Consider the following 25,765-nt stretch of genomic DNA (forward strand, 5'->3'; position numbering starts at 1 on the left):
ATATTATCTGATAAGTCTGTATTCTAAATATTTGTTGGTGAAGCCCATTTTTTCGTACAGGTGGCGAGCCGGATTGTCGGGCTCCACGTGCAGTGCAATGCTGCCATCGGCAGTTTCGGAGGCCAGTTGCACCAGCTTTTTGCCAACACCTTTGCCGCGCTGGTTGCCATGCACGGCTACGTATACGAGTATGTTCTCCGGTATATACCCGCTCATGCCGGTATTGTTCAGAATCAGCGCGCCCACTACCTTGCCAGCTTCACGGGCTACGATCACCGAACCGCCTTTGCCCTCTGCATCCGAAAGCGCATAGTCCATGCACTTGGCGATGTCTTGGCGGGCGTCGCCGTACTGGTCCAGGTGCTCAAAGAGGAAGTCAAGTACTTCGTCGCGTTTTAGTTGCTGGTGATTGGTAGGGGTGTGGATCTCGTATTGGACGGAGTTGTTTTCTGCCATTTTTCTTTTCCAGTTTTATTTGGGTATAGTATAGTTAACGTAATGTAAAGCACAAGGGAAGCCATGAGGCCAAATAAATTGGGGTCGAGGCCGTAAGGCAAGCCAAAGCTCAGGTCGAGCCACGGCATGTGTACGATGCCTTCGGTATTCACGGTTACCTGCAGCAGGATGGTGGTAAAGCCACCCACCAGCATCGCCCAGAATGCGGCCACACTGCTGCGGCGTTTCCAGAACAAAGCACCGATGATCGGCACAAACAGGCCTGACACCATAAAGGCGTAGGAGTAGAGCATCAGGTCGAGCACGTTGGTCATGGTAGTGGCCAGCCAAAGCGCAAAGGCTCCCACCAGCAGCGTGATCAGTTGTGACAGGCGCAGCATTTTAGGTGAATCTGGATCTGACTTAGTAAAGTGCCCGATCACGTCCGTCACAATATTGCCTGACGAAGCCATCAGACAGCTGTCGGCAGTTGACAGAATCGCCGAGAAATAAGCTGAGAGCATCAATCCCATCAGGCCAACCGGCAATACTGAGCGCAGGAGCATCGGCAGTCCTGATTCAGGGTCAACATCCGCGCCTACGCCGAGTGCTTCAAACATACCTTGTTCCGCGGCCACTCTTGCCAGTATACCCAGGCTCACGCCCATAAATGCCATGATCGGCCATTCGAACAAGCCGGCCAGGTACCAGGCACGCTTGGCGGTTTTTTCGTCGCGGCAGGCGTAGATGCGCTGGTAGAGCGTCATGCCTACAAACCAGATCGGGATAATAGTGATGGCCCAGTTCACGATCTGCTGCCAGGTGATGTTAGTCAGCGAAAGAAACTCTGCAGGCAGTGTGCTGCGGATGGCTTCCATGCTGCGACCGGACTGTTCGGAAACCCAGGCAAAATCTGTGAGCTGCCCAAAGCCGATCTGCTCCACACCGCCGCCGACTGCCAGAAAGGAAACAGGTATACCGATGAAGATAAGTCCGCCCATCAGGATCGCCCACTGCACAGTGTCGGTATAGATCACCGCTTTAAGGCCGCCCATGACAGTATAGACCACTGCAATAATACCCATGATCAGCAGGGCCGTGTTGAGATCGAGGTTAACGAATGTGCCACTTGCCAGCTTTGCCCCGGCCAGTATTTGGGAGCTGGTGAAGCCGGTATAGCCGATGGCCGAGATGATGCCGGCCAGCAGTGCCACGCGAGCGTTGAAGTAGTGGCCAAAAATCTGTGGGAAGGTGAGGAATTTGTCGAATGCCGGGTTGCGCTTCACTTTAGGTATAAGAAAAACTGCCGCCAGCCAGGCACCGAGCAGTCCTGTGAATAGCATCCAGGCGCCTGATAGGCCCATCACAAAACCTAGTCCGCCTAAGCCGATGGAGAAGCCGCCGCCCACATCCGTTGCCACTACTGACAGACCAATGTGTCCGCTGCCCATGCCTCTGCCACCCACATAATAATCGTCTGCACCCTGGTTCTTTTTGAGGAAGTAAAATCCAACGCCCAACATGGCCAGCATGTAGAGCACAAAGATGGTGAGGTCGAGAATGTGCATGTATTAGAATAGTATAAGTTTGAGTATTGGCTATTAGTATCGTTGATTATGAATATACTCAAAATTGTGCTGAAAAGCTTGTTTTAGTTGTTAAAAGTGGCCTTAAAGACGAAGATTAGCTAAAATGGTGTGTGGTTTTTATGCAAATTGTTTAAGTAGGTAAGGCGGAGACAGTGCACGCAAAAAAGGTATGAAAGGGTAAATTTTGTTAGGATAATAATATTTAGGAGGAGTTGCTGGAGTGCGTAATCAGGTTGATGATACAGACCGTTAATGGAAGCGTATTTTACCATAAAAATGATAAAAACTGAAGTATAATTTCAAGGCATTGTTTATATTGGGTAGTTGCTATATTTATGTGAGCTAGGTTTTAGGGATAGAGGGTAGATGGGGTTCACCAGATTTAGTGCAGATAGTGGGAGTAGGTACTCCTGCTATACACTAGTTGGTGTGTATTTAAATTTATAGAAATGATAAAAAAGAGCCTTTGCTTCATAGCCTTAGGTGCCCTACTTTCCTGTGAACAGCAGGAGAATAAAATAGAAGCTGCAAAAACAGAAGCAGAACCAACTAAAATGGAAGGAAGTACAGAAGCAATGGCATCAGATAAAGTAGCAAGCTGGCTCAATCCAAAATACATATCTGCTGACTTCAACGGTGACGGATATATTGATACGGCATTTGCTGTTATCATCAATGATAAGAAGGGCATCAGAATCAAGCACGGGAACACTAATAAAGAATACCTGATTGGTGCCGGCAATGATTTTGGAAATGGTGGAGATGACTTTGATTGGGTAAAGAACTGGAACATCGTTACAGATAGTGTAACTTATGAAGTCACTTTTATGGAAAACGGAGATATTGACGGTGGAAAAGAAGTCAAACTAAAAAATCCAGCTTTTTATATTGGAACGGAAGAAGAAGGCGGTGCAACGGTAGCTTGGAAAGAAGGAAAGTACGTTTGGATACATCAAGCAGACTAAAGAAAAACAAACACCAACAAAGTTCATAGTTTAGGCTTCGGCAATGCCTTGCCCACACTATGCACGAGCCGTTAGCAAATATGTAAAGTATGAAAAGTAAAATAGGCTCACATATAGTTGCTTGCTTGTTAGGCACGCTTGTGATTTACGGGCTGTTGAAACTTGAAAGTTTTATATACAGGATTAGAAATGAAAGCTATAATGAAGAGTTACAAGAGCTTGCTGAATTCATGATTTCAGATATTGTTCTTTTAATTCTGTTTTTTGCAGCTTTCGCTTTTATACAGTTTATTTTAGTAAGGCCTGTTTTCAGTTACCTGACAAATCAAGGTAGCTTAAGTAGAAAGAACTTTGTTTATACTTGGCTTGTCCTTAGTATCTCAACAGGACTTTTTGGCGGAATACTCTTTGGGGATATGCGCTTAGGAATCAAAGATGTGATTGAAAGTATAGGAATAGGAGTTGCTATGTTTTTAGTCTATTATGCAATTAACTTCATTACCTACTTTAAGCTAATAAAATAAGAATCACATTTGCCAACACAATGCATGCTCAACCTTCGCTAACGCTTTAGGCTCCGCATGCACGAGGCCGTTCCCATAAAGACAACCCTCCCACATAAATCACATGAAGCTAAAACATTACCTCATTCCCATCGCTTTTCTGGCTATATCTTGTAGCGCCTCCAAAAATACCGGCTCCACTTCAAATACTGCCTCCGCCAAAGGTATGGTTGACTACGGTAGTCCGGTGCACGAGCAAAAGCTACTGAATGAAACTACTTTCGTGATAGCAGAAGTTAGCGAGGACAAAACCTACGGCTATGACAGCAAAAATCCGATCATGGTCGGAGGTGCTGATAAATCGGAAGGACCACTTAATGAAAGACGATTCCTGAACGCGCTGGCAGGTCCTGACGGGGAGGTCATCAGTTATCACCGGCTTGGGAGCTGCTGCAGTTTCCAGTCAAAAAACGGCATGATGGGTGGCGGTCTGCTCGACAAGTACAGCATCACTTACGAAGGACTGGCTGAGCCAATCATACTGTACATCAACATGTATGATTCTGCCAAACTGAAAGTACCGGTTGGTTTTACCTTGAAAAAGTAAGTAGTAATCAAGTAGATATAACCATGGCGAATACAAAAGGATTATCACCAGAACAACAGGAGGAATTGCTCAGCACCCTGAAAACACGCTTTGAAAAAAACATGCAACGCCATGTAGGTATAGCCTGGACCGATGTGCTAGCCAGACTGGAGGCGAATCCCGCTAAACTATGGTCGCTGCACGAAATGGAGCGCACAGGAGGTGAGCCGGATGTGGTAGGGCACGATCAGCAGACTGGAGAGTACATCTTTTACGACTGCGCAGCGGAGAGTCCCAAAGGGCGCAGAAGCGTGTGCTATGACCGCGAAGGTTTGGAGTCGAGAAAGGAGCACCGGCCAGAAAATAACGCCGTAGATATGGCGTCAGAGATGGGTATTGAACTGTTAACAGAGGCTCAATACCGGGAGCTGCAAAAGCTTGGGAAATTCGATCTAAAGACGTCGAGCTGGATCCAAACACCTGCTGAGATCAGAAAGCTAGGAGGTGCTCTTTTTTGCGACCGACGCTATGATCATGTTTTCGTGTATCACAACGGAGCACAATCGTACTATGCCGCCCGAGCTTTTCGGGGCTCCCTAAGAGTTTGATCCGAAAATTTGAGAACATAAAGCTGAACTGTACTTTCTGTGAATTACCCGTTGTTATATTCTATATTTGATCATGAAACAGCTACTTCTTCCAACGATCAGCCTGCTGGCCATGCTATACCTGAGCAGCTGCACGACTGATGCTGCCCAGCATGATGCAGCTACCACAAGTGACGTGCAGGTAGTGGGTGCCATGCGCAACGTCATGTGGAAAGGCGAACTGGCCGGAACCATTGACCTGGACTCCCTCTCAGACAAAACACACCTGTACGGACTGGGACCGGTAGAGTACCTGGCTGGCGAACTCCTAATCCTGGATGGCAAGTCCTATAAATCGGTGGTGACGAGCGACAAAAGTATGCGGGTAGAGGAGACTTTTGATGTTAAAGCCCCGTTTTTTGTTTATGCGCAGGTATCAAGTTGGCGGGAGCGCATGCTGCCGGACTCCATCCGCACGCTTAAACAGTTGGAGCTATACCTGGACAGCGAGACGCAGCACAGCAAGCGGCCATTTGCATTCAGAGTAAGTGGCGAAGTAGAACAGGCTACCATCCACATCGTGAATTTGCCGGCTGGCTCAACGGTCAGCTCACCAGACGAAGCGCACCAGGGACAGGTAAATTACGAACTGCATCAGGTGGAGGTGGATCTGGTGGGCTTTTTCTCCACAGAGCACAAAGCCGTCTTCACACACCACGACACCTACATGCACCTGCATCTGACCACAAAAGACCGTTCCCACATGGGGCACCTGGATGCAGTGACATTCAAGCCCGGAACGCTGAAGCTATACCTGCCGGAGGTATAACAAGACACACTAATCCATGGCTTTCATAACAGCTGTTATACCTGGGGCTTCTCCTCAGGTATAGCAGCTGTTTTTTTTATGTGTTTCCTCAATTTTTTTCAGAAAATCATGCAACCAGTTGGGGTTAAATAGCATCTTAACTATATATTGCAGTAAGTATTCTTTTATGCGCTGCTTCTACCCTAATCCCTTTTTATGAAAACTAACTTTAAGCCCCTTCTGCATTATTCTCTTTCCAAAGCCTGTATTGCAATCTGTTCCGGTTACTGTACGCGGTACTAGATTCCAATCTGTCTCTTCTAAATCAAACTTATTTATTTGACCGTCATTTCTATGCGTTTATTATCCTGTTGGCTTATCCTCTTCTTGTTGCTGTCACAACTTTCGCTTTCTGCCCAGGGTATACGCGGCAGCATTAAGAACCAGCAAGGCGAGGCGCTGCCTTTTGCCTCGGTTTACATCACGAACCTCAACAACGGTTCCTCGAGTAATGCCAATGGTGACTTTGAGATCAAGCTGCCGGCAGGAAAGCATACCGTGGTAGTCAAGTACATTGGCTACGAAGCACAGCAGGTGCAGGTCGAGATCACCGATAGTTGGGTGCAGCGTGACTTTAAACTGGGAGAGCAGTCCTTTGCGCTGAAAGAAGTGCAGGTAAAGGGAAAAGGGGAAGACCCGGCCTACACCATCATGCGCAAGGCTATCTCCAAGAAAAAATACCACCAGCTGCAGTACGACAGTTACAAAATGAAGGTATACGTGAAGGGTACGGGCGAACTGACCAATGCACCTTTCTTCCTCAAGAATAAGCTCAAAGAAGAAGGCGTGAAGCTGAACGAAGCTTATACTATGGAATCGGTGAGCGAGATCAAGTTTGCGCAGCCGAACAAGTTTGAAGAGAAGGTGATTTCCATCCGCACATCCGGCGACAACAAGGGCACCATTTCGCCGATGTCGTTTGTGAGTGCGAGTTTCTATGATGATAAAGTAGTAGAGATGGTATCACCGTTGTCGCGTTCTGCTTTTGCCTATTACAAGTTTCAGTACGAGGGCAGTTTTCAGGAAGGCAACATTGATGTCAACAAGATCAAGGTTACCCCGCGTTCACGTGGTGACAATGTGTTTGAGGGTTACATCTACATCATCGAGGGCTACTGGGCCATTCACAGCCTCGACCTCAAAACCAGCATGATGGGCTTCCCGATCAAGGTGAAGCAAAACTATGCCGAAGTGGCCCCGGCCGTCTGGATGCCGACCACGCACCAGTTTCATTTCTCGGGCAAAGTGATGGGCTTCGGAGGAGAATTCCGCTACCTGGCTTCCATCTCTGATTACCAGGTGGTGCTCAACAAAAAACTGGTGGCACCAAAAGAGATCATCGACGAGAAAGTAGAGGAAGTGCCGGAGGCGATTGCCGCTATCAAGTCAAACAACAGAAACCCAAATCTGGAAGCATTGGCTAACCAGGACAAACTGACGCGCAAGCAGTTCCGGCAGCTGATCGTGGAACAGGAAAAGGAGGCCCTGAAAGAGCGTAAAGACCCGGAAGTGGTATCGGAGCGCAGGTATACGGTTGACAAGCTGGCTACCAAGCGTGACTCCGCCTACTGGGATTCCGTGCGTCCGGTACCCTTGAGTGAAAAGGAACTCAGAGGTTATCAGCGCGACGACTCCCTGGCACAAATCAGGTCGGCTGAGCTGACGGGCAAGGACTCTACCAAGGTGATCAAAAAGCGGAAATTCAAGCCGCTGGACCTCGTGACAGGTGGCGGTTACAGGCTTTCGCCGCGCACGCGCCTCAACATCGATCCGACGTTCACCAACGTGTATTACAATACCGTGGAGGGATGGAACGTGAACCTGAGTGGCAAACTGCGTCACCAGTACGATAGTTTGCGCCGCAGCTTTGAGGTGTCACCAACCCTCCGGTATGGCTTCGACAGCGAAACGTTCTATGCCAAGACAAGGCTGACGCATACGGTCAGGAACAAAGGTAAATCGCATCTGCTATACCTAGAAGGTGGGCAGTTTGTGGAGCAGTTCAACAGCGAGAACCCGATCCACCCGCACATCAACACACTCAGCACGCTGCTATTCCGCCGCAATTACATGAAGATCTACGAGAAGAGTTTTGTCGAAACCGGCTTTGAGTACAAGCCTTCGGTATGGCTGAAAGTAAGCGGCAATCTGGAGTGGTCGCAGCGCAATCAGCTCTACAACAACACCGACCGCAGCTTCTTCTATTCCGATGCTGACAGGTTCTTTACACCCAGCACACCAGACAACATTGAGCTGGAAAGTACCGAATTTCCGAAGCACGAGGCACTGGTGCTGCAGGCCAATGTGAGCTACCGTCCTGTGCAGCGCTACCGTCTGTACAACGGCCGCAAAATTCCGATCATGGAGCGATCGCCAGAGCTGTTGCTGATGTACCGCAAGGGCGTGTCAGGGGTGTTGGGAAGCGACGTGAACTTTGACCAGGTGCAGTTAGGCATCAACCATGCGCTGGCCTTTGGGGTGCGGGGCAAGCTGGAGTTTGAGCTGCGCGGGGGCACGTTCCTCAACAACAAGAGCATGTACTTCATGGACTACAACCACTTCGACGGCAACCGCACCATCCTGAGTAGCCTCAAACCGGCCGGATCTTTCCGCCTACTCGACTACTACCAGTACAGCACTAACGGCAGCTACCTTTCGGCGCACACGCACTACCAGTTCCGCAAGTTCCTGCTCACCCAGATACCGGAGGTGCGTTTCACAGGTATAAAAGAGAACATCTTCTTTAACTACCTCAAAACGCAGCAATCTCCACACTACTATGAAGTTGGCTATTCGCTGGATAATGTGTTCAGGGTGTTCCGCATCGAAACGGCGGCCTCTTTCAATGACCGCAGCTTCCAGGAAATGGGTTTCAGGATAGGTATAGCTACGCTTCTGAAGTTTAACCAGAATTAAGCAACGTAATAGGAACTGAAGCGCTGGCTATACCTGTAAAGTGAAGCTACACCACTTGTCACCTACAGCTATAACAGCGCTTCTCTGTTACGATCTGCCTTGTAAAAGTGCTTTCAGGGAAGAAAAAATCTGCGCCATATTGCACTAAAGTAATATTATTCAGTATCCATGCCATCTTGATCTAAAATCTACGTATACTAATAAGACTGATTGTCTGTGTTTTATGTATATTTTATCATGACAAGGTTTTCCCGCTTCATCCTGCTTTGTCTTTGCTTCTGTCTGTTGTTTTCCGAAGCAATAGGGCAGGCCTTTGCCAGCGATACGGTTTACTTTACATCAAAGCGCAAGAGCATTACCATTCCCTTCAAGCTGGTTCACAATCTGATCATCATTCCGGTGCAGATCAACGACTCCAAACAGCTCAACTTCATACTGGACTCCGGTGTGAAAAATACACTGATTACACGCCTGCATTACTCTGATTCCCTCAGCCTGCACGAAGCTGGTCGAATTACAATACAGGGATTGGGCACCGGGCACGAGATAGAAGCGCTTTACTCAAAAGGAAACTTCATGCGCATGCCGGGCATCATGGGAATGAACCACGAGGTATATGTGCTGATGGAAGATGTTTTCAATTTGTCGACCCGTATGGGTATGTCCATACACGGTATCATCGGGTATGATATCTTCCGCAATTTTATTGTCAAGATCAACTACAGCAGCAAAACACTAACGCTCTACCGACCCGACATTAAGCTCAAAATTCCGAAAAAAGGGGAAGTATACCCGCTCCACATCGAAAATACCAAAGCCTATGTGGAGGCGGGGGTGCGGCAGCACAATGGTGATTCGATTAAAGTGAAGCTGGTGATCGATACGGGGGCAAGCCATTCGGTTTCGCTCTACCTACCCACGAACGATCGCCTGCAATTGCCGCCCAAAGTGATGGAGGCCTATCTGGGGCGCGGATTAAGCGGCGACATCAACGGTAAGATCGGGCGGATCAATAGTTTTTCACTTGGAAAGTATGAGCTGCAGGATCTGCCTGCTTCCTTTCCGGACGAGGAGTCGATCAAAGTAGCGCTCAACCTTGCGAACCGCAATGGTAACCTGGGCTCCGACATTCTGAAACGATTCACCGTGATTTTTGACTATCCGCACGAGCGCATGATACTCGTTCCTAACCGCAAATATCGCGACCCGTTCTACTACAACATGACAGGTTTCGAGATTAGTACACCTTTGCCTGGTGCTAACTTTTACATTGTGTCGCATGTGATAGACGACTCCCCGGCCAAGGAGAGCGGACTGCTGCCCGGCGATCAGCTTATCAACATCAACGGCCGCGATTGCAAAGAACTGGCGCTGGATGAACTGCTCGAACTCTTTGACACCAAGCCAGGTCGCAAGCTGAGAATGAGGCTGAAGCGCGACTCTAAATTAGTAAACGTGGAAATGGTTCTGCAGAGCAGGATCTGATTTAGGCCTGCTGCATATCCGTGTATACCTGTACTCCTAGCAACACCACAGCCATCACGATCAGGGCAATGCCGACATAGAACCGAATCTTAGGGACAGGTACTGCTACCATATTGCCAGCTGCATCAGGTCTGCTGAAACGCAAATTCGACAAGATAAGTCCGTTACCGAAGCTGAGCCAGATGGCAGCCATGAGCGGGTCACGGGTCAGGAAAAGGGAGGCAGTGCCAATAGCAGAGAAAAGGATGCCGATGATGACACTTAAAGACAGATTTTTCATGGTGCCGCAAGATACACAAAACCCGTCTTTTCACAGGTGCCCTTACCTCACTGTTGATTGAATATTCCGGATTTAAGGTGGAGTCAAAGTACTATGGGAGGTAAATGTTGTAACATTTTATCAGATTGTGTAAATTTTACAATAAACTACAACTCTTTGTTGTTTAATTCGATATTATTTCAAAACCTTTGCTTTCCATAACAGGCAGAGGCCTGTTTAACAGATCGAACCGAATTTTTAAAATGAAAAAAAAGCCGACTTTATCATCAGCGATGGTAAATCACCTTTCTCCGAAGGGTGCGTCTTTTTCTATCCTGTCTGCCAGGATAGTTTTGAGGGCTATTAACGCCGTGGTCCGCTACAGGCCCTAGGCCGACGTGCTTCCCGACTGCTTACGTGGTGGTCATTCTTCCCCATTTCTTATAGTGATAACATGTTGCCTGACGAAGGTATGCGTAGCTGCATAACCTTTCCACAGCATTGTTTCCGATTGTTTTAGTTCTGTATCAGCTGGTTATGCACAGCCATAGCCGGGGTATATATTTTCCAAAATGAATCCATCACCTTTTATCATTACCGTTGCCGATGTGCAACATACTGGCTACGCGGCGCAGATCTGCGACGAAATGGAGTCATCTGCCAAAGCCAGAGGAACAGGTATTGCCAAGCGTACCCCGGAGTATATCGCCCAGAAAATGCTGGAAGGCAAAGCCGTGATCGCCCTGGACATGAACGGTGTTTGGGCGGGCTTCTGCTACATCGAAACCTGGAGCCATGGCAAGTATGTGGCTAACTCTGGTCTGATTGTGTCGCCTGAACTTCGCAAAAGCGGACTGGCCAAACTGATCAAACAAAAAATATTCGAATTGTCGCGCACCAAGTACCCGGATGCCAAGATCTTCGGTCTGACTACGGGCTTGGCCGTGATGAAGATCAACTCTGACCTTGGCTACCGTCCGGTAACGTATTCGGAACTGACTGACGACGACGCTTTCTGGAGTGGATGCAAGAGCTGTATAAACTACGAGATTCTGGTGATGAAAAACCGCAGCAACTGCCTTTGCACCGCCATGCTCTACGATCCGGCGCGTGAGCAAAAGCCGATCGCCCGCGAGCAACTGCAGATCCTGACGCCAATTGAAGAACCGGCTATACCTGTTGGCTACGGCACCTTTGCGCAAAGCCACTCTAATCCTAATAGTAACCCGACAAGCATTTAAAGATAGCATGAAAAAGAAAGTTGTTTTAGCCTTTAGTGGCGGCCTTGATACTTCTTACTGTGTAAAGTACCTGAAAGAGGAAAAGGGCTTGGAAGTACATTCCGTTCTGGTGAACACCGGAGGTTTTTCAGAAGAGGAGTTGCAGCAGACCGAGCAGCGTGCCTATGACTTGGGCGTAACGCAGCACACAAATCTGGACGAGACGGAGTACTACTACCAGAGCTGCATCAAGTACCTGATCTTCGGGAACGTACTGAAGAACAACACTTATCCGCTGTCGGTGAGCGCTGAGCGTGTGACGCAGGCTATGGCCATCGCCCGTCACGCCAAAGCCCTTGGTGCAGACTACGTGGCGCATGGCAGCACAGGAGCCGGTAACGATCAGGTGCGCTTTGATATGATCTTTCATGTGATGATCCCGGAAATTGAGATCATCACGCCGATCCGTGACATGAAACTGTCCCGTGAGGAGGAGATTGAGTACCTGAAGCAGCATGGCGTAGAATACGACTTCGTGAAAGCGCAGTACTCCATCAACAAAGGTATCTGGGGCACATCGGTTGGTGGCAAAGAGACACTGACTTCGCATCAGCCATTGCCTGAATCAGCTTACCCTACGCAGCTGACCAAAGAGCAGCCGGAGCGTGTGACGTTGCATTTTGAGAAAGGTGAACTGACAGGTATAAATGATAAGGTATACGAGAGTCCGGTACAGGCAATTCAGGCGCTGCAAGGTATAGCCGGCCCCTTTGCCATTGGCCGTGACATCCACGTGGGCGACACGATCATCGGTATCAAGGGCCGAGTTGGCTTTGAGGCCGCGGCCCCAATGGTGATCATCAAGGCCCACCATACCTTGGAGAAGCACGTGCTCACCAAGTGGCAGCTTTACTGGAAAGATCAACTGGCGACCTGGTACGGCAACTGGCTGCACGAGGGACAGTTTATTGACCCAACCATGCGCAACATCGAAACCTTCCTGCAGGAAACGCAGGAGAACGTGAGCGGGAAAGTGCACGTACTGCTGGCGCCATACCGCTTCCAAGTAGAAGGTATAGAATCAGAGTATGACCTGATGTCGTCGAAGTTTGGCAGCTACGGGGAGATGAACAATGCCTGGTCGGGTGAGGACGTGAAAGGCTTCTCGAAGATTTTCGGCAACCAGGCCATGATGTACCACAAGATCAACAACACCGAATTATAATGGCAGTCACGATAAAAGCAGGTATAGTAGGCGGGGCGGGCTACGCCGGTGGCGAGCTGCTGCGTCTGCTCTTGCTGCACCCGAACGTAGAGCTGGCCTTTGTGCAGAGCCGAAGTCAGGCGGGCAAGCCGGTATACGCCGCGCACTCGGATCTGCTGGGCGAAACCGAAATGAAGTTCTCGGCTGATGCGACTATACCTGTCGACGTGCTTTTCCTGTGCGCCGGTCACGGGGAGGCTGCTAAGTTTTTGGCTGAAAACGAAGTGCCTGCCGATACCAAGATCATTGATTTAAGTCAGGATTTCCGCTGGAATGAAAATACTTCAAGTGATATGGTTGAAGCTGGAGAAAGAAGCTTTGTGTACGGCTTGCCAGAATTGCAACGAGAGCAGATACAGCAGGCGCAGCACATTGCCAATCCGGGTTGCTTTGCCACAGGTATACAGCTGGCTTTGCTGCCGCTTGCCAAGCAGAATCTGCTAAACGTTGATGTACATGTAAGTGGCATTACGGGCTCAACGGGTGCCGGACAGAGCCTGAGCGCGACATCGCATTTCAGCTGGCGCACTGAGAATATTTCGACCTATAAAGTGATGGAGCATCAGCACCTGCGCGAGATCAAGCGCAGTCTGCAAAGCTTGCAGGAAGAAGGTCAGCCGGAGATTCACTTTATACCTTACCGCGGGCCATTTGCAAGAGGCATTTTTATCACGGCCTATTTGCAGACGGACCTATCGCTAGAGGAAGCCCAAGGTTTATACAAGGACTATTACAAAGGACATCCTTTCACGCTAGTTACAGACCAGAACCCGGACTTGAAGCAGGTAGTGAACACAAACAAATGTGTGCTACACCTGCAGAAACACGGCCAAATGCTTGTCATCACCAGCCTGATCGACAACCTGATGAAAGGAGCAGCCGGTCAAGCCGTGCAGAACATGAATCTGGTGTTTGGGCTGGAGGAAACGACGGGATTGAAGCTGAAAGCTACAGCGTTTTAAAAGTAAATTTTATAGCGCGAGCGTCTTTCGCGTGCTCTCTATAATACCCTCGCTCGCGTCCCGCGAGTGTGAGCTATGCGGCGGACTTCCCGAAAGTATTCGGGATTTTCAACTGGACGCTTTTATTTATGCCAAGAGGCATATGTGGCGGGACGCCACTGAATAACTCACACTCGCGGGACGCGAGCGAGGGTCAGAATCTAAGGGAGCTGTTTTTAAAAGCACCCTTTAACAATAAAAAATAACCATCAACACTTTAAGCAACCATGCTACAATACCCAAGAACCCTGTTTTACATCTATTTTCTAACATCCTACATCTAATTCCATAGCCATGAACCTCTTTGATGTTTACCCGCTCTTCGATATCGAACCTGTAAGAGCCGCCGGTCTTTCTGTTTGGGACAAAGAAGGCCGCAAATACCTCGACCTATACGGCGGTCACGCTGTTATCTCCATCGGTCACTCTCACCCGCACTATGTGAAGCGCATCGCGCGTCAGCTATACGATATTGGTTTCTACTCCAACGCTGTTCAGAATCCGCTGCAGGTAGAACTGGCAGAGAAACTGGGCAAGCTCAGCGGCTACGTAGACTATAGCCTTTTCCTGTGCAATTCCGGCGCCGAAGCGAATGAAAACGCCCTGAAACTGGCCTCCTTCCAGACTGGTCGCAAAAAGGTCATCGCCTTTAAGGCATCTTTCCATGGCCGCACCTCAGCTGCCGTTGCTGCCACTGATGACCCGAGCATCGTAGCGCCGATCAACCAGACCGAGAATATCATTTTCCTTCCTTTCAATGATGTGGCTGCCTTGAATGAGGCCTTGCAGCAGCATGGACAGGAACTGGCTGCCGTGATTGTGGAAGGTATACAGGGCGTAGGAGGGGTAAACATCCCAAGTGTGGATTTTTTGAAAGCATTGGAAGCCGGCTGCAAGCAGATGGGCGCGCTGCTGATTCTGGATGAAGTGCAGTCAGGCTACGGCCGATCCGGTAAATTCTTCGCACACCAGCATGCAGGCATCAAGCCAGATCTGATCACCGTAGCCAAAGGCATGGGCAATGGTTTCCCAGTGGGTGGTGTGCTCATCAGCCCGGAAATAGAGGCGCGTCATGGATTTCTGGGTACCACCTTTGGTGGCAATTATCTGGCTTGTGTGGCTGCCATAGCAGTGCTGGAGGTAATTGAGAAGGAAGAGTTACTATATAATACGACCATCATGGGGCATTACCTACTTGAGAAACTCGAAGGTATGACGGGCGTGAAAGAAGTGCGTGCAATGGGTCTGATGATCGGGATAGAACTGCACGAGCCTTGTGCAGGTATACGCAAGCTGTTGCTGAATGAGTTCGGCATCTTTACGGGCAGTTCTTCTAATAAGAATACCCTACGCTTGTTGCCGGCACTCACCATCAGCAAATCAGAAGCCGACCAATTTCTGAAAGCATTTTCTACGATCCTTAGTAAAAAAGTAACCGCCTAATGAAGCAATTCACTTCCGTACACGATGTGCAGGACGTAGCCGCCCTGGTGAACGAAGCACTCGAACTCAAAAAGAATCCCTACGCGCATAAAGCACTTGGTCAGGATAAAACCCTCGGGTTGATCTTCATGAATCCAAGTCTGCGCACCCGCCTGAGTACCCAAAAGGCAGGTATGAACCTGGGCATGAATGTGATGGTGATGAACCTCGACAAAGAGGGTTGGGCACTCGAAACCCGTGATGGCGTGATCATGGACGGCACCACGGTGGAGCACATCCGGGAGGCCGCTGCTGTGATGGGACAGTACTGCGACATCATCGGCATCCGCTCTTTCCCAAAACTGCAGGATAGAGAAGAGGACTATAGCGAAGATCTGTTAAACAAATTCATTGAGCTGACCGGCGTTCCGATCGTGAGCCTGGAGTCGGCCACGCGACACCCGCTGCAGAGTCTGGCCGACCTGGTAACCATCAAAGAGCAGGCTGCGGCTGGGAAAAGACCAAAAGTTGTGCTCAGTTGGGCACCGCACATCAAGCCCATTCCGCACTGCGTGGCCAACTCTTTTGCAGAGTGGATGCAGCAGGCGGATGTGGAACTTGTGATCACAAACCCAGAAGGCTATGATTTGGCAGACGAGTTTACAAAAGGCGCACAGGTGCTACACAATCAAGATGAAGCGCTGCAGGGTGCGGACTTTGTGTATGTGAAAAACTGGTCAAGCTACGAGCAGTATGGCAAAGTGTTGTCAGACGGCGAAGGTTGGATGATCACCAACGAAAAGCTTGCCCTGACGAACAACGCCAAAGTTATGCATTGTCTGCCGGTGCGCCGCGGTCTGGAACTGAGCCACGAGGTACTTGATGGACCGAACTCACTGGTGATCGAGCAGGCGAACAACCGATTATATGCGGCGCAGGCTGTGTTGAAGCGGATGCTGGAGGGGAAATGATTTAGTGGTTTTTGATTGAGTGGTTGAGTGATTATAGGCTTTACACTCACCCTATAGCCCTCGCTCGCCTCTGGCGAGTCTGAGCTATAGGGCTGACTCTGGTCGCTTTTATCTGTGTCCGAAGGCATATGTGGCGGGACGCCACCGGATAGCTCACACTCGCGGGACGCGAGCGAGGGTATAAGGTAATACACGGCTTTATTCCATGAACAGATTGGAAACCCTTCAATCACTAATTCGCCTAATCACTCATTCACTAAATCACAAACTCACTCATTCACCAAATCACTCAATTACAATATGTACATCATAAAAATTGGCGGAAATGTTTTGGATAACCCGGAGCGGTTGCAGCGTTTTTTGATTGATTTCGCTTCGCTGCCTGGTCCAAAACTACTTGTGCATGGCGGCGGCAAAATTGCCTCTACGATTGGACTGCAACTGGGTATACAGCCCGCATACGTAGAGGGCCGCCGCCTGACCGACGCCGAAACACTCAAGTTGGTGACGATGGTTTATGCTGGGCTCATCAATAAAAACGTGGTAGCCCAACTGCAGGCGCTCGGCTGCAACGCCATCGGTATGACCGGTGCCGATGCCAATGCTATACCTGCTACCAAGCGCCCTGTTAAAACGGTAGACTATGGTTTTGCCGGTGACATAGCAGGTCCGGAGACTGTAAACGCAAATGCGATAAAAGCGCTTTTACAGGCAGGTCTCACGCCTGTGTTTGCTCCGCTCACACATGACGGTCAAGGCAGTTTGCTCAACACCAATGCCGACACCATCGCCTCCGTGTTAGCTACGGCACTGGCCCCACACTATGAGGTGAAGCTGGTATATTGCTTTGAGAAAAAGGGTGTACTGGCTGATGCCGAAGATGATGATGCTGTTATTCTGCACATCGATCAGCACAGGTATAGCAGCCTGAAGGCCGATGGTGTGGTGAAAGACGGGATGATCCCAAAACTCGACAACGCTTTTGCTGCCTTGCAACATGGCGTCAGTGCGGTACTGATCGGGGAGGCAGAAGCTTTACCCTCACTTGCTACAGCTCAAGGATTCACAGGCACGACTATCGCTTTGAAACATGGATAAGAAGAACCTATACCTAGAGGCATTGGACCTGTTGCAGCAGCTGATCGCTATACCTTCTTTTAGTAGAGAAGAAGACAAAACAGCTAATGCGATTGCTGCTTTCATGGAATTAAGAGGAGTGGAGGTGCACCGGAAGCACAACAATGTATGGGCTTTTAACAAACATTTCAATCCGGTACTGCCTACGCTGCTGCTTAACTCACACCACGATACCGTAAAACCCAACACCGGTTATACCCGCGATCCATTTGCAGCTACTATAGATGATGGGAAACTGTACGGTTTAGGAAGCAATGATGCCGGGGGCTGCCTTGTGTCGTTATTGGCGACTTTTCTATACTTCAATGAGCAGGAAGGGCTTCGATATAACCTGGTGTATGCCGCTACTGCTGAGGAAGAGATATCAGGCAGAAATGGTCTGGAGCTGGTACTACCTGAACTGGGAGAATTGGAAGCAGCCATCGTGGGCGAACCGACTTTGATGCAACTGGCCGTGGCCGAGAAAGGCTTGTTAGTACTCGACTGTGAAGCCAAAGGTCGTTCCGGCCATGCTGCCCGTGAAGAAGGTTTGAACGCCATTTACGAAGCCTTACCGGATATCACCTGGTTCCAGACCTATCGTTTCCCGAAAGTGTCTGAGCATCTGGGACCGGTGAAAATGTCAGTGACGATGATAGAGGCGGGCACACAGCATAACGTGGTACCAGACAAGTGCAGGTTCACTGTAGACGTGCGCCTGACCGATGCCTATAGCATGGAAGAAGTGCTGGAGGTAATCCGGCAGCATGTGAAAGCTGAAGTGACGCCCCGTTCCATGCGGCTGAAGCCTTCCTCTATACCGATGGAGCACCCGCTGGTACAGACAGGTATAGCCCTCGGTCGCAGCACCTATGGTTCACCTACCACTTCTGACCAGGCGCTACTTTCTATACCTTCTCTCAAACTCGGTCCCGGCGACTCTGCCCGTTCACATATGGCGGATGAATATATCTACCTAAATGAAATAGAAGTGGGTATAAGCTTATACATTGACATCCTTGAAAAAGTAGTTAAGTAGATTACCAGGAGCGGGAATCAAACCTACTACCAACTAAGGGCCATATACTCGATTATAGAAATAAATAGGAGTCTGAGCGACCCAAATCAAACCAGGTATTTATGACTCGCGCTATTAATAGTGGCAGTTCTAAGCATTAATAAAACCAATCGCTAATTCACTCATTCACCAATTCACTCAATCAAAAACATGAAACTCTGGCAAAAGAACACCGACGTCAAAAAAGAGATCGAGCAGTTTACCGTGGGGCGTGACCCTGAATTTGACATGCAGCTGGCTGCTTTTGATGTGCTGGGATCTTTGGCGCATACGCGTATGCTGGAGCAGGTAGGCTTGCTGGAGAAGGATGATCTGGATGCCCTGCAGCAGGAGATGAAGGCGATCTACCACCGCATCGTGGCAGGTGATTTTGAGATTGAGTCGGGAGTAGAGGACATTCACTCCCAGGTAGAGCTGGAACTGACACGCAAGCTGGGGGAAGCCGGAAAGAAGATCCACAGTGGCCGCTCACGTAACGACCAGGTACTCGTTGACCTGAAGTTATACCTACGCTATGAACTGCAGCAATTGGTAGGAGAGGTGAAGTCGCTTTTTGATGTGCTGCAGGAGCAGAGCGAGCGTCACAAAGACAAGCTTTTACCTGGCTATACCCACCTGCAGGTGGCTATGCCATCTTCTTTCGGCTTGTGGTTTGGTGCTTATGCCGAGAGTCTGGTAGATGATGTGCTTTTGCTGCAGGCGGCTTACAAAGTGACTGACAAAAACCCACTGGGCTCAGCCGCCGGTTATGGCTCATCTTTCCCGCTCAACCGCCAGATGACAACTGACTTATTAGGTTTCAGCACGATGAATTACAATGTGGTGTATGCGCAGATGGGCCGTGGTAAAACTGAACGTGTTGTCAGTACAGCTATCGCCTCAGTTGCCGCGACGCTGGCCCGCATGGCCATGGACCTGTGCTTGTACATGAGCCAGAACTTCGCTTTTGTGCGTCTGCCGGATAACCTCACCACGGGCTCCAGCATCATGCCGCATAAGAAGAACCCGGACGTGTTTGAGATCATGCGTGGCAAGTGCAACAAACTGCAAGCGCTGCCGACCGAAATCTCCATGCTGCTCATCAACCTGCCCTCTGGCTATCACCGGGAGCTACAGCTACTCAAGGAATCACTTTTCCCGGCTATCACAGAATTGAAAGACTGCCTGCAAATGATGACTTTCATGCTGCCGCAGCTGGAAGTGCGTGATCAGATCATGGATGAGGAAAAATATAAATATGCGTTTAGTGTGGATGCCGTGAATGCGGAGGTACTGGCAGGTATGCCTTTCCGGGATGCCTACAAAGTAGTAGGAGAGCGAATTGAAGCAGGTACTTTTGTTGTTCCTGAAGCAGTGCGCCATACCCATGAAGGAAGCATCGGGAATCTTTGCAACAGCGAAATCGCCTCTTTGATAAACCAGGCCATAGCCGACTTCAATTTTGAAAGAGCCAACAAAGCCATCATCGAATTGGTAAAGTAACAGAGTCGGCAGGTTTTGACATGAAAAAGGGGAAGCAAGATAATTTCTTGCTTCCCCTTTTTCATAAGTCAGGTAGGCTACCTGACTTATCTAATTCCAGTGATAATTCTGTGGCTTGATGTTCTTCAACTTGCGGGTAGCCTGTAGCAGCGTAGCGATCAGCAGGGCTATAAACACCGACATACCGATTACCAGGTAAGAGAGTACTTTCAACGTTTTAACCTGTCTGTCAGCCGACTGGTACAGTTCTTTTCCAACTTCTCCCTGCAGCGCGATCAGCTCATGCAATGGCTCCAGCAGGTGCAAAAAGGCCTGATGGCCCTCCGTTCGGTACAGGTTTTCAGCTTTGGCTTTGTCGCCTGCACTGCTTAGCTGTAAAATACGATCCTGCACAGCCACGAGCTTTTTAAACTCTATCTTATAAGTGGCCAGACCTTCGCTCTCGCGCTCAATCAGGTATGTGCTTTCAAATTTGTTTATCAACGACTCGATCTCTTCCGTATTTGACAGCACCAGCTGATGCAGGCTGTCCTGCTCTGATGCAGCGGTGGACAGGATGTGGTCTTCGAGTGTCAGACGGTTCTGATAGTAGCGTTCCATCACATCTGATATAACCAGCGAAGGCACCAGGCGATCATGGTATACTTCACGGAACTGATTACTTACACGACCAATGCTGTAGCTGGCAAACCAGTTAGCCAGGATGATGATAGCAAACACTGAACCCAGCGCAAATGCTACTTTATCACGTTTTGTTATCCGATAGGCCCAGTTCATAACAGGTAAGTTTTAGGTAAAAGACAATATACGTTTTATGGCTTAGATTCCCCAATGAAACACGTTTAATTACACGCAATAATTGTGCTGAACTTGCGGCATATTGTTAATTCTTCTTTCTAAAATACAGATAACTTCTTGCATGGTCCGCGTATAACAGGCACACTGATATAAAGTGCAACGCAAAAGTAGCTGCCTGTGATACCGATCAAGATCCATACGCAACCTGATGATTCCACTTGCGGACCTACAAGTTTGCACGCGGTTTATCGCTATTTCAAAGATCCTATCTCACTTAGTGAGGTAATCAAGGAAGTGCCCTACCTGGACGAAGGCGGAACGCTGGAGGTGCTGTTGGCTTGTCATGCACTGGAGCGTGGCTACCGGGCCCGCATCTATACCTACAACCTGCATATTTTCGACCCCACCTGGTTTCAGCTCAGCAATGATGAGATCATTGCCAGACTGGAGGAGCAGTTGGCGTTCAAGAAAGGCACCAAATTCAAAAGGGCTACCATGGCCTACATTGATTTTCTGCAACGGGGTGGTGAACTGCGCTGTACTGACCTGACTAAGGGTCTTTTGAAAGAGTATTTTGAGCGGGACATTCCGCTGCTGACGGGGCTTAGCGCTACTTACCTCTACCAGAGCGCCCGTGAGTTCACCGACGAAAACGGCAACTCCATTTACGATGACGTGCGAGGTTACCCGATGGGACACTTTGTGGTGCTTTGCGGTTTTGCAGAGGATCAGAAACACATTGTGGTGGCGGACCCTTACCAGGAGAATCCATTCTTTCAAAACAATTATTACGAGGTGAAGGCATCGCACCTGCTCAACTCCATTATGCTGGGCATGGCTACCTACGATGCCAACCTGCTGGCTATACAGCCCGCAAAATCTGAACCTATCGACGAATAAATCATGCGAAAAATAGTAGTTGTGGACTATCCCAAAGACTGGGATGTGGCGATTGAAGACGTGGAAGTAGTGGATGTGCAAACCTACCTGACTGATACTACCTATACTGATATAAAAAATGCCCGTATTTTTAACCTGTGCCGCTCTTACAGATACCAGAGTGCGGGTTACTACGTATCGCTTCTGGCTGAAGCAAGGGGGCATAAACCCATCCCGAGCGTAGCCACCATGCAGGACCTCAAGAGCCCGACCATTGTGCGGGCCATTACCGTGGAGCTGAATGAACTGATCCAGAAGACGCTGGGAAGTCTGCGGTCCAAGTCCTTTACCCTGAGCATATACTTCGGGCAGAACGTGGCCAAGAAATACGAAAAGCTTTGTAAGCATTTGCATGACCTGTTTCAGGCTCCATTATTAAGGGCGCAGTTTGTTTACAAAGATGAATGGGTGTTGCAGAGTATTTCGGCTATACCTATCAACGACGTGCCGGAACACCATTTGCGCTACCTGCTCCGTTTTGCCAAATCCTACTTTGCACGGCACCGTTTTTCAGGCGCCAAAATCGGCCGCAACAAAATCTATGACCTGGCCATCCTGGTTGACCCGGACGAAAAAGAGCCTCCATCAAACAAAAAAGCGTTGCAGCACTTTGTAGAGGCCGGTGAGGGAATGGGCTTCTATGTGGAGATGATCACTAAAGATGATTACCGTCGCTTGCCAGAGTTTGATGCCCTCTTCATCCGCGAAACGACTTCTGTTAATCACCATACTTACAAGTTCGCCCGTAAAGCCTACGCTGACGGTTTGGTAGTGATCGACGACCCGATTTCGATCCTGCGCTGTACTAACAAGGTATACCTGGCGGAGTTGCTCACTAAAGCCAAAGTACCGATACCGAAGACCATGATCATCCACAAAGACAACCGCGAACTTGTAGAGCAGGAACTGGGTATACCCTGTGTGCTGAAGAAGCCGGACAGCTCTTTTTCGCAGGGTGTCGTAAAGGCCAAAGACAGTGCAGGTCTGCAGCGCGAGCTGGATGAAATGCTCGTCGACTCAGAGCTGATCATCGGGCAGGAGTTCACACCGACCGACTTTGACTGGCGTATCGGGATCATGGACAAGCAGCCACTTTACGCCTGCAAGTACTACATGGCCAAGGGACATTGGCAGATATACAACTGGAACGGCAAGAAGAAAAACGACACAGAGGGTGATCACGAGACGGTGCCTTTTGAAGAGGTGCCGTTTGTGGTGCTGCACACAGCCATAAAGGCGGCAAACCTGATCGGCAACGGGCTGTATGGGGTGGATATAAAGGAGATAGACGGCAAGGCCTATGTGATAGAAGTAAACGACAACCCAAGCATTGACGCGGGCTGTGAGGACCAGATCTTAAAAAAAGAACTTTATACCGCTATCCTTAAATCCATAAAGAAACGCATAGATGACAACAAGAACGTTAGAACAGATGAGTACTAAAACCGCGACGCTGCACCTGTTTGAAGGCTATGGCGTGGAAATGGAATACATGATCGTAGACCGGGACACGCTGCAGGTACGCCCTATCACGGATCAACTGATCTATGATGAGATGGGTGCCTACGTGTCGGATGTAGAGTTCGGTAAAATGGCCTGGTCCAATGAACTGGTTTTGCATGTAGTGGAGCTCAAGACGCAGACCCCTGCCCATACCTTGATCGGCCTGGAAAATGACTTTCAGGAGCATGTGAAAAAGATAAATCAGATGCTGGAAAAGCATAATGCTATGCTGCTACCGACGGGAGCGCACCCCCTGATGGATCCTTTCAAAGAAACCAAACTGTGGCCGCACGAACATAATGCCGTGTACGAAGCCTATAACCGTATTTTTGACTGTCGCGGGCATGGATGGGCTAACCTGCAGAGTACCCACCTGAACCTGCCTTTTGGCAACGACGAAGAATTTGGAAAGCTGCATGCTGCCATCCGTATGGTATTGCCGCTTATTCCTGCGCTTGCAGCTTCATCTCCAGTGCTGGACGGTAAGGTATCCGGTATGCTGGACACCCGCCTGGAGGTATACCGTCACAACCAGGATAAGATTCCAGCCATTGCCGGCAAGGTGGTGCCCGAGGCTGTGTTTACGCAAAAGGACTACCAGGAGCAGATCCTGAACCGCATGTATAAAGCGGTGGCACCTTACGATCCGGAGGGTGTGCTGCAGGAGGAATTCCTGAACTCACGCGGTGCCATCGCCCGCTTTGACCGCAACGCCATTGAAATCCGCATCATTGATATACAGGAGAGCCCGGTGGCTGACCTGGCCGTGTTGCAAGCTGTCGTAGCGGCCATACAGGCGCTGGTAGGGGAGCGCTGGGTAGGTGTAGACAAACTAAAGCAATGGAACGAAACCCGACTGTCTGAACTTTTCCTGCAAGTAGTGCGCAGCGGACAGGAAACCGTGATCAATGACCGCGATTTCATCGACTGCTTTGGCTTTGATTGTGAAGATAATTGTACCGTGGGTGAGCTTTGGAAGCACATCGTGGCCGAAACGCTCAATCTGGAAGAACAACCCCATGTAGCCCACGCCCTGAATGTAATCCTGTCACGCGGCTGCCTTTCCAAGCGTATTGTCGAAGCCTTGGGGGAAAATCCTGGCGAGGAGGACATTCATCGCGTATACCTGAGCCTTGCCCGCTGCCTGGGACAGGGCGGTGTATTTATACCTGATAAGCCATGCTGAGACTATTACTCACTTGCGAACACGGAGGAAACCTGATCCCATCTGCCTATGCACCACTCTTTCAAGGTCAGGAGGAAGTGCTGAAAACGCACCAGGGCTACGACATTGGAGCATTGGAGCTATATCAGACCATGAAACCAATAGCTGATGTGGGATTCTACTCTGAAACAAGCAGGCTGCTGGTAGAACTGAACCGTTCGCTTCACCATGCCAGGCTCTTCTCTGAATTTACGCAGGTGTTGCCGCCCGCTGAGAAGGAGCGCCTTCTTGAAAAACACTACAAGCCTTATCGGGAACAGGTGGAGCAAATGGTTTCTGATTTTGTGTCAGCGGGACGTCGCATGCTGCATGTGGCGGTCCATACCTTCACGCCGGTGCTGGATGGGGAGGAGCGGCAGGCTGACATCGGCTTACTCTATGATCCCAAGCGTAAGCACGAGCAGGCCTATAGCAAGGAGTGGAAAGCCGCTCTGAACAAAGCCGACAAAGAACTGCTGGTCCGTTTCAATTACCCATACCTGGGCATATCCGATGGCTTCCCGACATACCTGCGGCGCAAGTTCACAGCAGATGAATATGTGGGCATTGAGCTTGAAGTTAACCAGAAATTCCCGCAGCAAGGGGGTGTCCGCTGGCAGGAAATACAGGCTTTATTGGCCACCACATTGCAGGAAGTAGTGCTCCGAAATAGGGCCCTGCTATCTGAGAATGCTATTTAGAGAACAAAATAAGCTGTAATACAGTACTGTATGTTATATATGAAGAGTTTTGCATATAACCATAGCACTATCTCTTTCTGTAGTTTACACCCTTTACCAGGGATCAATCTTTTTATTTTTAATACTTTAAAAACCTAAAACTATGAAGATCAAAAGTTTACTTAATCTGGTATTTGTTCTGGTAGCGGCGCAACTAATGTTTGCCTGTAGCTCAGCCAAGTACTACGAGTTTGCCGGCCACAAGCAGGCCCCTTATCATGACATGAAGAAGCCTGCGCCACAGCAGGAGGTAGCCCCTGAAATATCGCTGAGCGAAGTAGCCATGGCTGCAGCCGAAGAAAAGGCCACTGAGAAAGCTGACGAGGAACCTGTACTGGAGGCTAGTGTTGCTGCTATACCTGCCGCTCCTGTTGCACCAACTCCTAAGGTAGCTCCGATTGCCCCTGCTTCTGCAGAAGAACTGACGGTGACAGAGGCCGAAGCGCTGGCGATGGCGAAAGAGCGTTTGGCCAACATGACCAAGGCGGAGAAGAAAGAGTTTAAGAAAGAGGTGCGCGAAGCCCTGAAGCAGGATCGCCGTGGTGGCGGTGTGAGCATCATCAAGATCATTCTAGCAGTACTGCTTCCGCCATTGGCCGTATTCCTGCACGTAGGCCTGGGCACACAGTTCTGGATCAGCCTTATCCTGACGCTACTCTTCTGGATTCCGGGTGTGATCTACGCACTGCTCGTCGTGACAGATACCATCTAAACTTACCGAATTCATCATTGATCAAAAGCACTGCCTCCCGGGGCAGTGCTTTTTGTTTTATACCTGCTTAACCCCCTGTGCACGTTTGCGTTTTATACCTGTAGCTGACCTTTATACCTTTA

The 25,765-nt window shown here is 49.4% G+C and carries 24 protein-coding genes; 20 read left to right on the forward strand and 4 right to left on the reverse strand.

Annotated features, from left to right (window positions below; genetic code table 11):
• Nucleotides 1-3: 3 nt before the first annotated feature.
• Nucleotides 4-456 (reverse strand): GNAT family N-acetyltransferase, encoded by a 453-nt coding sequence (locus tag Q1A54_RS06135; protein WP_299985904.1) that lies wholly within the window; start codon nucleotides 454-456, stop codon nucleotides 4-6.
• Nucleotides 396-2,003, reverse strand: coding sequence for a sodium:solute symporter (locus Q1A54_RS06140; RefSeq protein ID WP_299985906.1), 1,608 nt, complete (start codon nucleotides 2,001-2,003; stop codon nucleotides 396-398). The genes Q1A54_RS06135 and Q1A54_RS06140 overlap by 61 nt, the downstream gene beginning before the upstream one ends.
• Nucleotides 2,004-2,473: 470 nt before the next feature.
• On the opposite strand from Q1A54_RS06140, the gene Q1A54_RS06145 reads away from it, so the two are divergent.
• From Q1A54_RS06145 to Q1A54_RS06175, 7 genes are all read left to right on the forward strand, one after another.
• Entirely contained in the window at nucleotides 2,474-2,989 is a 516-nt protein-coding gene (locus tag Q1A54_RS06145; RefSeq protein WP_299985908.1) for a hypothetical protein, read from the forward strand.
• Nucleotides 2,990-3,078: 89 nt separating this feature from the next.
• Nucleotides 3,079-3,513, forward strand: a complete 435-nt coding sequence (locus Q1A54_RS06150) for a hypothetical protein (protein ID WP_299985910.1) — start codon at nucleotides 3,079-3,081, stop codon at nucleotides 3,511-3,513.
• A gap of 103 nt (nucleotides 3,514-3,616) precedes the next feature.
• Complete coding sequence (locus Q1A54_RS06155) at nucleotides 3,617-4,099, forward strand: hypothetical protein (protein ID WP_299985912.1); 483 nt, start codon at nucleotides 3,617-3,619, stop codon at nucleotides 4,097-4,099.
• A 23-nt stretch (nucleotides 4,100-4,122) separates the two neighbouring features.
• Nucleotides 4,123-4,686: a DUF4256 domain-containing protein gene (locus Q1A54_RS06160; RefSeq protein ID WP_299985914.1), complete on the forward strand. Its 564-nt coding sequence runs from the start codon at nucleotides 4,123-4,125 to the stop codon at nucleotides 4,684-4,686.
• Between the two features lie 73 nt (nucleotides 4,687-4,759).
• Entirely contained in the window at nucleotides 4,760-5,494 is a 735-nt protein-coding gene (locus Q1A54_RS06165) for an acetolactate decarboxylase (RefSeq protein WP_299985915.1), read from the forward strand.
• Nucleotides 5,495-5,827: 333 nt separating this feature from the next.
• On the forward strand, nucleotides 5,828-8,449 hold the full coding sequence (locus tag Q1A54_RS06170) for a DUF5686 and carboxypeptidase regulatory-like domain-containing protein (RefSeq protein ID WP_299985917.1): 2,622 nt from the start codon (nucleotides 5,828-5,830) through the stop codon (nucleotides 8,447-8,449).
• Between the two features lie 237 nt (nucleotides 8,450-8,686).
• Nucleotides 8,687-9,934, forward strand: coding sequence for an aspartyl protease family protein (locus tag Q1A54_RS06175; protein WP_299985919.1), 1,248 nt, complete (start codon nucleotides 8,687-8,689; stop codon nucleotides 9,932-9,934).
• Nucleotide 9,935: 1 nt separating this feature from the next.
• Here Q1A54_RS06175 and Q1A54_RS06180 read toward each other — a convergent pair whose 3' ends face one another.
• Entirely contained in the window at nucleotides 9,936-10,214 is a 279-nt protein-coding gene (locus Q1A54_RS06180; RefSeq protein ID WP_299985921.1) for a hypothetical protein, read from the reverse strand.
• A 551-nt stretch (nucleotides 10,215-10,765) separates the two neighbouring features.
• On the opposite strand from Q1A54_RS06180, the gene Q1A54_RS06185 reads away from it, so the two are divergent.
• The 8 genes from Q1A54_RS06185 to argH all read left to right on the forward strand — a co-directional run bounded on the left by Q1A54_RS06185 (nucleotide 10,766) and on the right by argH (nucleotide 19,747).
• Entirely contained in the window at nucleotides 10,766-11,434 is a 669-nt protein-coding gene (locus Q1A54_RS06185) for a GNAT family N-acetyltransferase (protein ID WP_299985923.1), read from the forward strand.
• A gap of 7 nt (nucleotides 11,435-11,441) precedes the next feature.
• The gene (gene argG / locus Q1A54_RS06190; protein ID WP_299985925.1) at nucleotides 11,442-12,638 is read left to right on the forward strand and encodes an argininosuccinate synthase; all 1,197 of its coding nucleotides are present in this window, start codon (nucleotides 11,442-11,444) and stop codon (nucleotides 12,636-12,638) included.
• Complete coding sequence (argC, locus tag Q1A54_RS06195; RefSeq protein ID WP_299985927.1) at nucleotides 12,638-13,639, forward strand: N-acetyl-gamma-glutamyl-phosphate reductase; 1,002 nt, start codon at nucleotides 12,638-12,640, stop codon at nucleotides 13,637-13,639. The genes argG and argC overlap by 1 nt, the downstream gene beginning before the upstream one ends.
• 333 nt (nucleotides 13,640-13,972) lie before the next feature.
• A complete protein-coding gene (locus Q1A54_RS06200; protein ID WP_299985928.1) occupies nucleotides 13,973-15,121 on the forward strand; it encodes an aminotransferase class III-fold pyridoxal phosphate-dependent enzyme in 1,149 nt (382 codons plus the stop codon).
• Nucleotides 15,121-16,071: an acetylornithine carbamoyltransferase gene (locus Q1A54_RS06205; RefSeq protein WP_299985930.1), complete on the forward strand. Its 951-nt coding sequence runs from the start codon at nucleotides 15,121-15,123 to the stop codon at nucleotides 16,069-16,071. Before Q1A54_RS06200 ends, Q1A54_RS06205 begins: the two co-directional genes overlap by 1 nt.
• A 300-nt stretch (nucleotides 16,072-16,371) precedes the next feature.
• Nucleotides 16,372-17,169, forward strand: coding sequence for an acetylglutamate kinase (argB, locus tag Q1A54_RS06210; RefSeq protein WP_299985932.1), 798 nt, complete (start codon nucleotides 16,372-16,374; stop codon nucleotides 17,167-17,169).
• Nucleotides 17,162-18,226 (forward strand): M20 family metallo-hydrolase, encoded by a 1,065-nt coding sequence (locus tag Q1A54_RS06215; protein WP_299985934.1) that lies wholly within the window; start codon nucleotides 17,162-17,164, stop codon nucleotides 18,224-18,226. The genes argB and Q1A54_RS06215 overlap by 8 nt, the downstream gene beginning before the upstream one ends.
• 189 nt (nucleotides 18,227-18,415) lie before the next feature.
• A complete protein-coding gene (gene argH / locus Q1A54_RS06220) occupies nucleotides 18,416-19,747 on the forward strand; it encodes an argininosuccinate lyase (protein ID WP_299985936.1) in 1,332 nt (443 codons plus the stop codon).
• A 90-nt stretch (nucleotides 19,748-19,837) separates the two neighbouring features.
• Here argH and Q1A54_RS06225 read toward each other — a convergent pair whose 3' ends face one another.
• Nucleotides 19,838-20,524, reverse strand: a complete 687-nt coding sequence (locus tag Q1A54_RS06225) for an MCP four helix bundle domain-containing protein (protein WP_299985938.1) — start codon at nucleotides 20,522-20,524, stop codon at nucleotides 19,838-19,840.
• A gap of 198 nt (nucleotides 20,525-20,722) precedes the next feature.
• Here Q1A54_RS06225 and Q1A54_RS06230 point away from each other — a divergent pair, with 198 nt between their 5' ends.
• The 5 genes from Q1A54_RS06230 (at nucleotide 20,723) to Q1A54_RS20360 (ending at nucleotide 25,643) form a co-directional block, all read left to right on the forward strand.
• Entirely contained in the window at nucleotides 20,723-21,445 is a 723-nt protein-coding gene (locus Q1A54_RS06230; protein WP_299985940.1) for a peptidase-C39 like family protein, read from the forward strand.
• A 3-nt stretch (nucleotides 21,446-21,448) separates the two neighbouring features.
• Entirely contained in the window at nucleotides 21,449-22,927 is a 1,479-nt protein-coding gene (locus Q1A54_RS06235; protein WP_196114805.1) for a RimK family protein, read from the forward strand.
• Complete coding sequence (locus Q1A54_RS06240) at nucleotides 22,917-24,173, forward strand: glutamate-cysteine ligase family protein (protein ID WP_196114806.1); 1,257 nt, start codon at nucleotides 22,917-22,919, stop codon at nucleotides 24,171-24,173. Before Q1A54_RS06235 ends, Q1A54_RS06240 begins: the two co-directional genes overlap by 11 nt.
• Entirely contained in the window at nucleotides 24,167-24,892 is a 726-nt protein-coding gene (locus tag Q1A54_RS06245; protein ID WP_196114807.1) for an N-formylglutamate amidohydrolase, read from the forward strand. Before Q1A54_RS06240 ends, Q1A54_RS06245 begins: the two co-directional genes overlap by 7 nt.
• Nucleotides 24,893-25,481: 589 nt before the next feature.
• Nucleotides 25,482-25,643, forward strand: a complete 162-nt coding sequence (locus tag Q1A54_RS20360) for a YqaE/Pmp3 family membrane protein (protein ID WP_007656604.1) — start codon at nucleotides 25,482-25,484, stop codon at nucleotides 25,641-25,643.
• Nucleotides 25,644-25,765 lie beyond the last annotated feature (122 nt).

This window comes from uncultured Pontibacter sp. (genome assembly GCF_947502515.1).
GTDB lineage: Bacteria > Bacteroidota > Bacteroidia > Cytophagales > Hymenobacteraceae > Pontibacter.

Bases quoted from the DNA above. Each gene is read 5' to 3' on its own strand.
- Q1A54_RS06135 (WP_299985904.1), bottom strand. From the start codon at position 456: ATGGCAGAAAACAACTCCGTCCAATACGAGATCCACACCCCTACCAAT.
- Q1A54_RS06140 (WP_299985906.1), bottom strand. From the start codon at position 2,003: ATGCACATTCTCGACCTCACCATCTTTGTGCTCTACATGCTGGCCATG.
- Q1A54_RS06145 (WP_299985908.1), top strand. From the start codon at position 2,474: ATGATAAAAAAGAGCCTTTGCTTCATAGCCTTAGGTGCCCTACTTTCC.
- Q1A54_RS06150 (WP_299985910.1), top strand. From the start codon at position 3,079: ATGAAAAGTAAAATAGGCTCACATATAGTTGCTTGCTTGTTAGGCACG.
- Q1A54_RS06155 (WP_299985912.1), top strand. From the start codon at position 3,617: ATGAAGCTAAAACATTACCTCATTCCCATCGCTTTTCTGGCTATATCT.
- Q1A54_RS06160 (WP_299985914.1), top strand. From the start codon at position 4,123: ATGGCGAATACAAAAGGATTATCACCAGAACAACAGGAGGAATTGCTC.
- Q1A54_RS06165 (WP_299985915.1), top strand. From the start codon at position 4,760: ATGAAACAGCTACTTCTTCCAACGATCAGCCTGCTGGCCATGCTATAC.
- Q1A54_RS06170 (WP_299985917.1), top strand. From the start codon at position 5,828: ATGCGTTTATTATCCTGTTGGCTTATCCTCTTCTTGTTGCTGTCACAA.
- Q1A54_RS06175 (WP_299985919.1), top strand. From the start codon at position 8,687: ATGACAAGGTTTTCCCGCTTCATCCTGCTTTGTCTTTGCTTCTGTCTG.
- Q1A54_RS06180 (WP_299985921.1), bottom strand. From the start codon at position 10,214: ATGAAAAATCTGTCTTTAAGTGTCATCATCGGCATCCTTTTCTCTGCT.
- Q1A54_RS06185 (WP_299985923.1), top strand. From the start codon at position 10,766: ATGAATCCATCACCTTTTATCATTACCGTTGCCGATGTGCAACATACT.
- argG (WP_299985925.1), top strand. From the start codon at position 11,442: ATGAAAAAGAAAGTTGTTTTAGCCTTTAGTGGCGGCCTTGATACTTCT.
- argC (WP_299985927.1), top strand. From the start codon at position 12,638: ATGGCAGTCACGATAAAAGCAGGTATAGTAGGCGGGGCGGGCTACGCC.
- Q1A54_RS06200 (WP_299985928.1), top strand. From the start codon at position 13,973: ATGAACCTCTTTGATGTTTACCCGCTCTTCGATATCGAACCTGTAAGA.
- Q1A54_RS06205 (WP_299985930.1), top strand. From the start codon at position 15,121: ATGAAGCAATTCACTTCCGTACACGATGTGCAGGACGTAGCCGCCCTG.
- argB (WP_299985932.1), top strand. From the start codon at position 16,372: ATGTACATCATAAAAATTGGCGGAAATGTTTTGGATAACCCGGAGCGG.
- Q1A54_RS06215 (WP_299985934.1), top strand. From the start codon at position 17,162: ATGGATAAGAAGAACCTATACCTAGAGGCATTGGACCTGTTGCAGCAG.
- argH (WP_299985936.1), top strand. From the start codon at position 18,416: ATGAAACTCTGGCAAAAGAACACCGACGTCAAAAAAGAGATCGAGCAG.
- Q1A54_RS06225 (WP_299985938.1), bottom strand. From the start codon at position 20,524: ATGAACTGGGCCTATCGGATAACAAAACGTGATAAAGTAGCATTTGCG.
- Q1A54_RS06235 (WP_196114805.1), top strand. From the start codon at position 21,449: ATGCGAAAAATAGTAGTTGTGGACTATCCCAAAGACTGGGATGTGGCG.
- Q1A54_RS06240 (WP_196114806.1), top strand. From the start codon at position 22,917: ATGAGTACTAAAACCGCGACGCTGCACCTGTTTGAAGGCTATGGCGTG.
- Q1A54_RS06245 (WP_196114807.1), top strand. From the start codon at position 24,167: ATGCTGAGACTATTACTCACTTGCGAACACGGAGGAAACCTGATCCCA.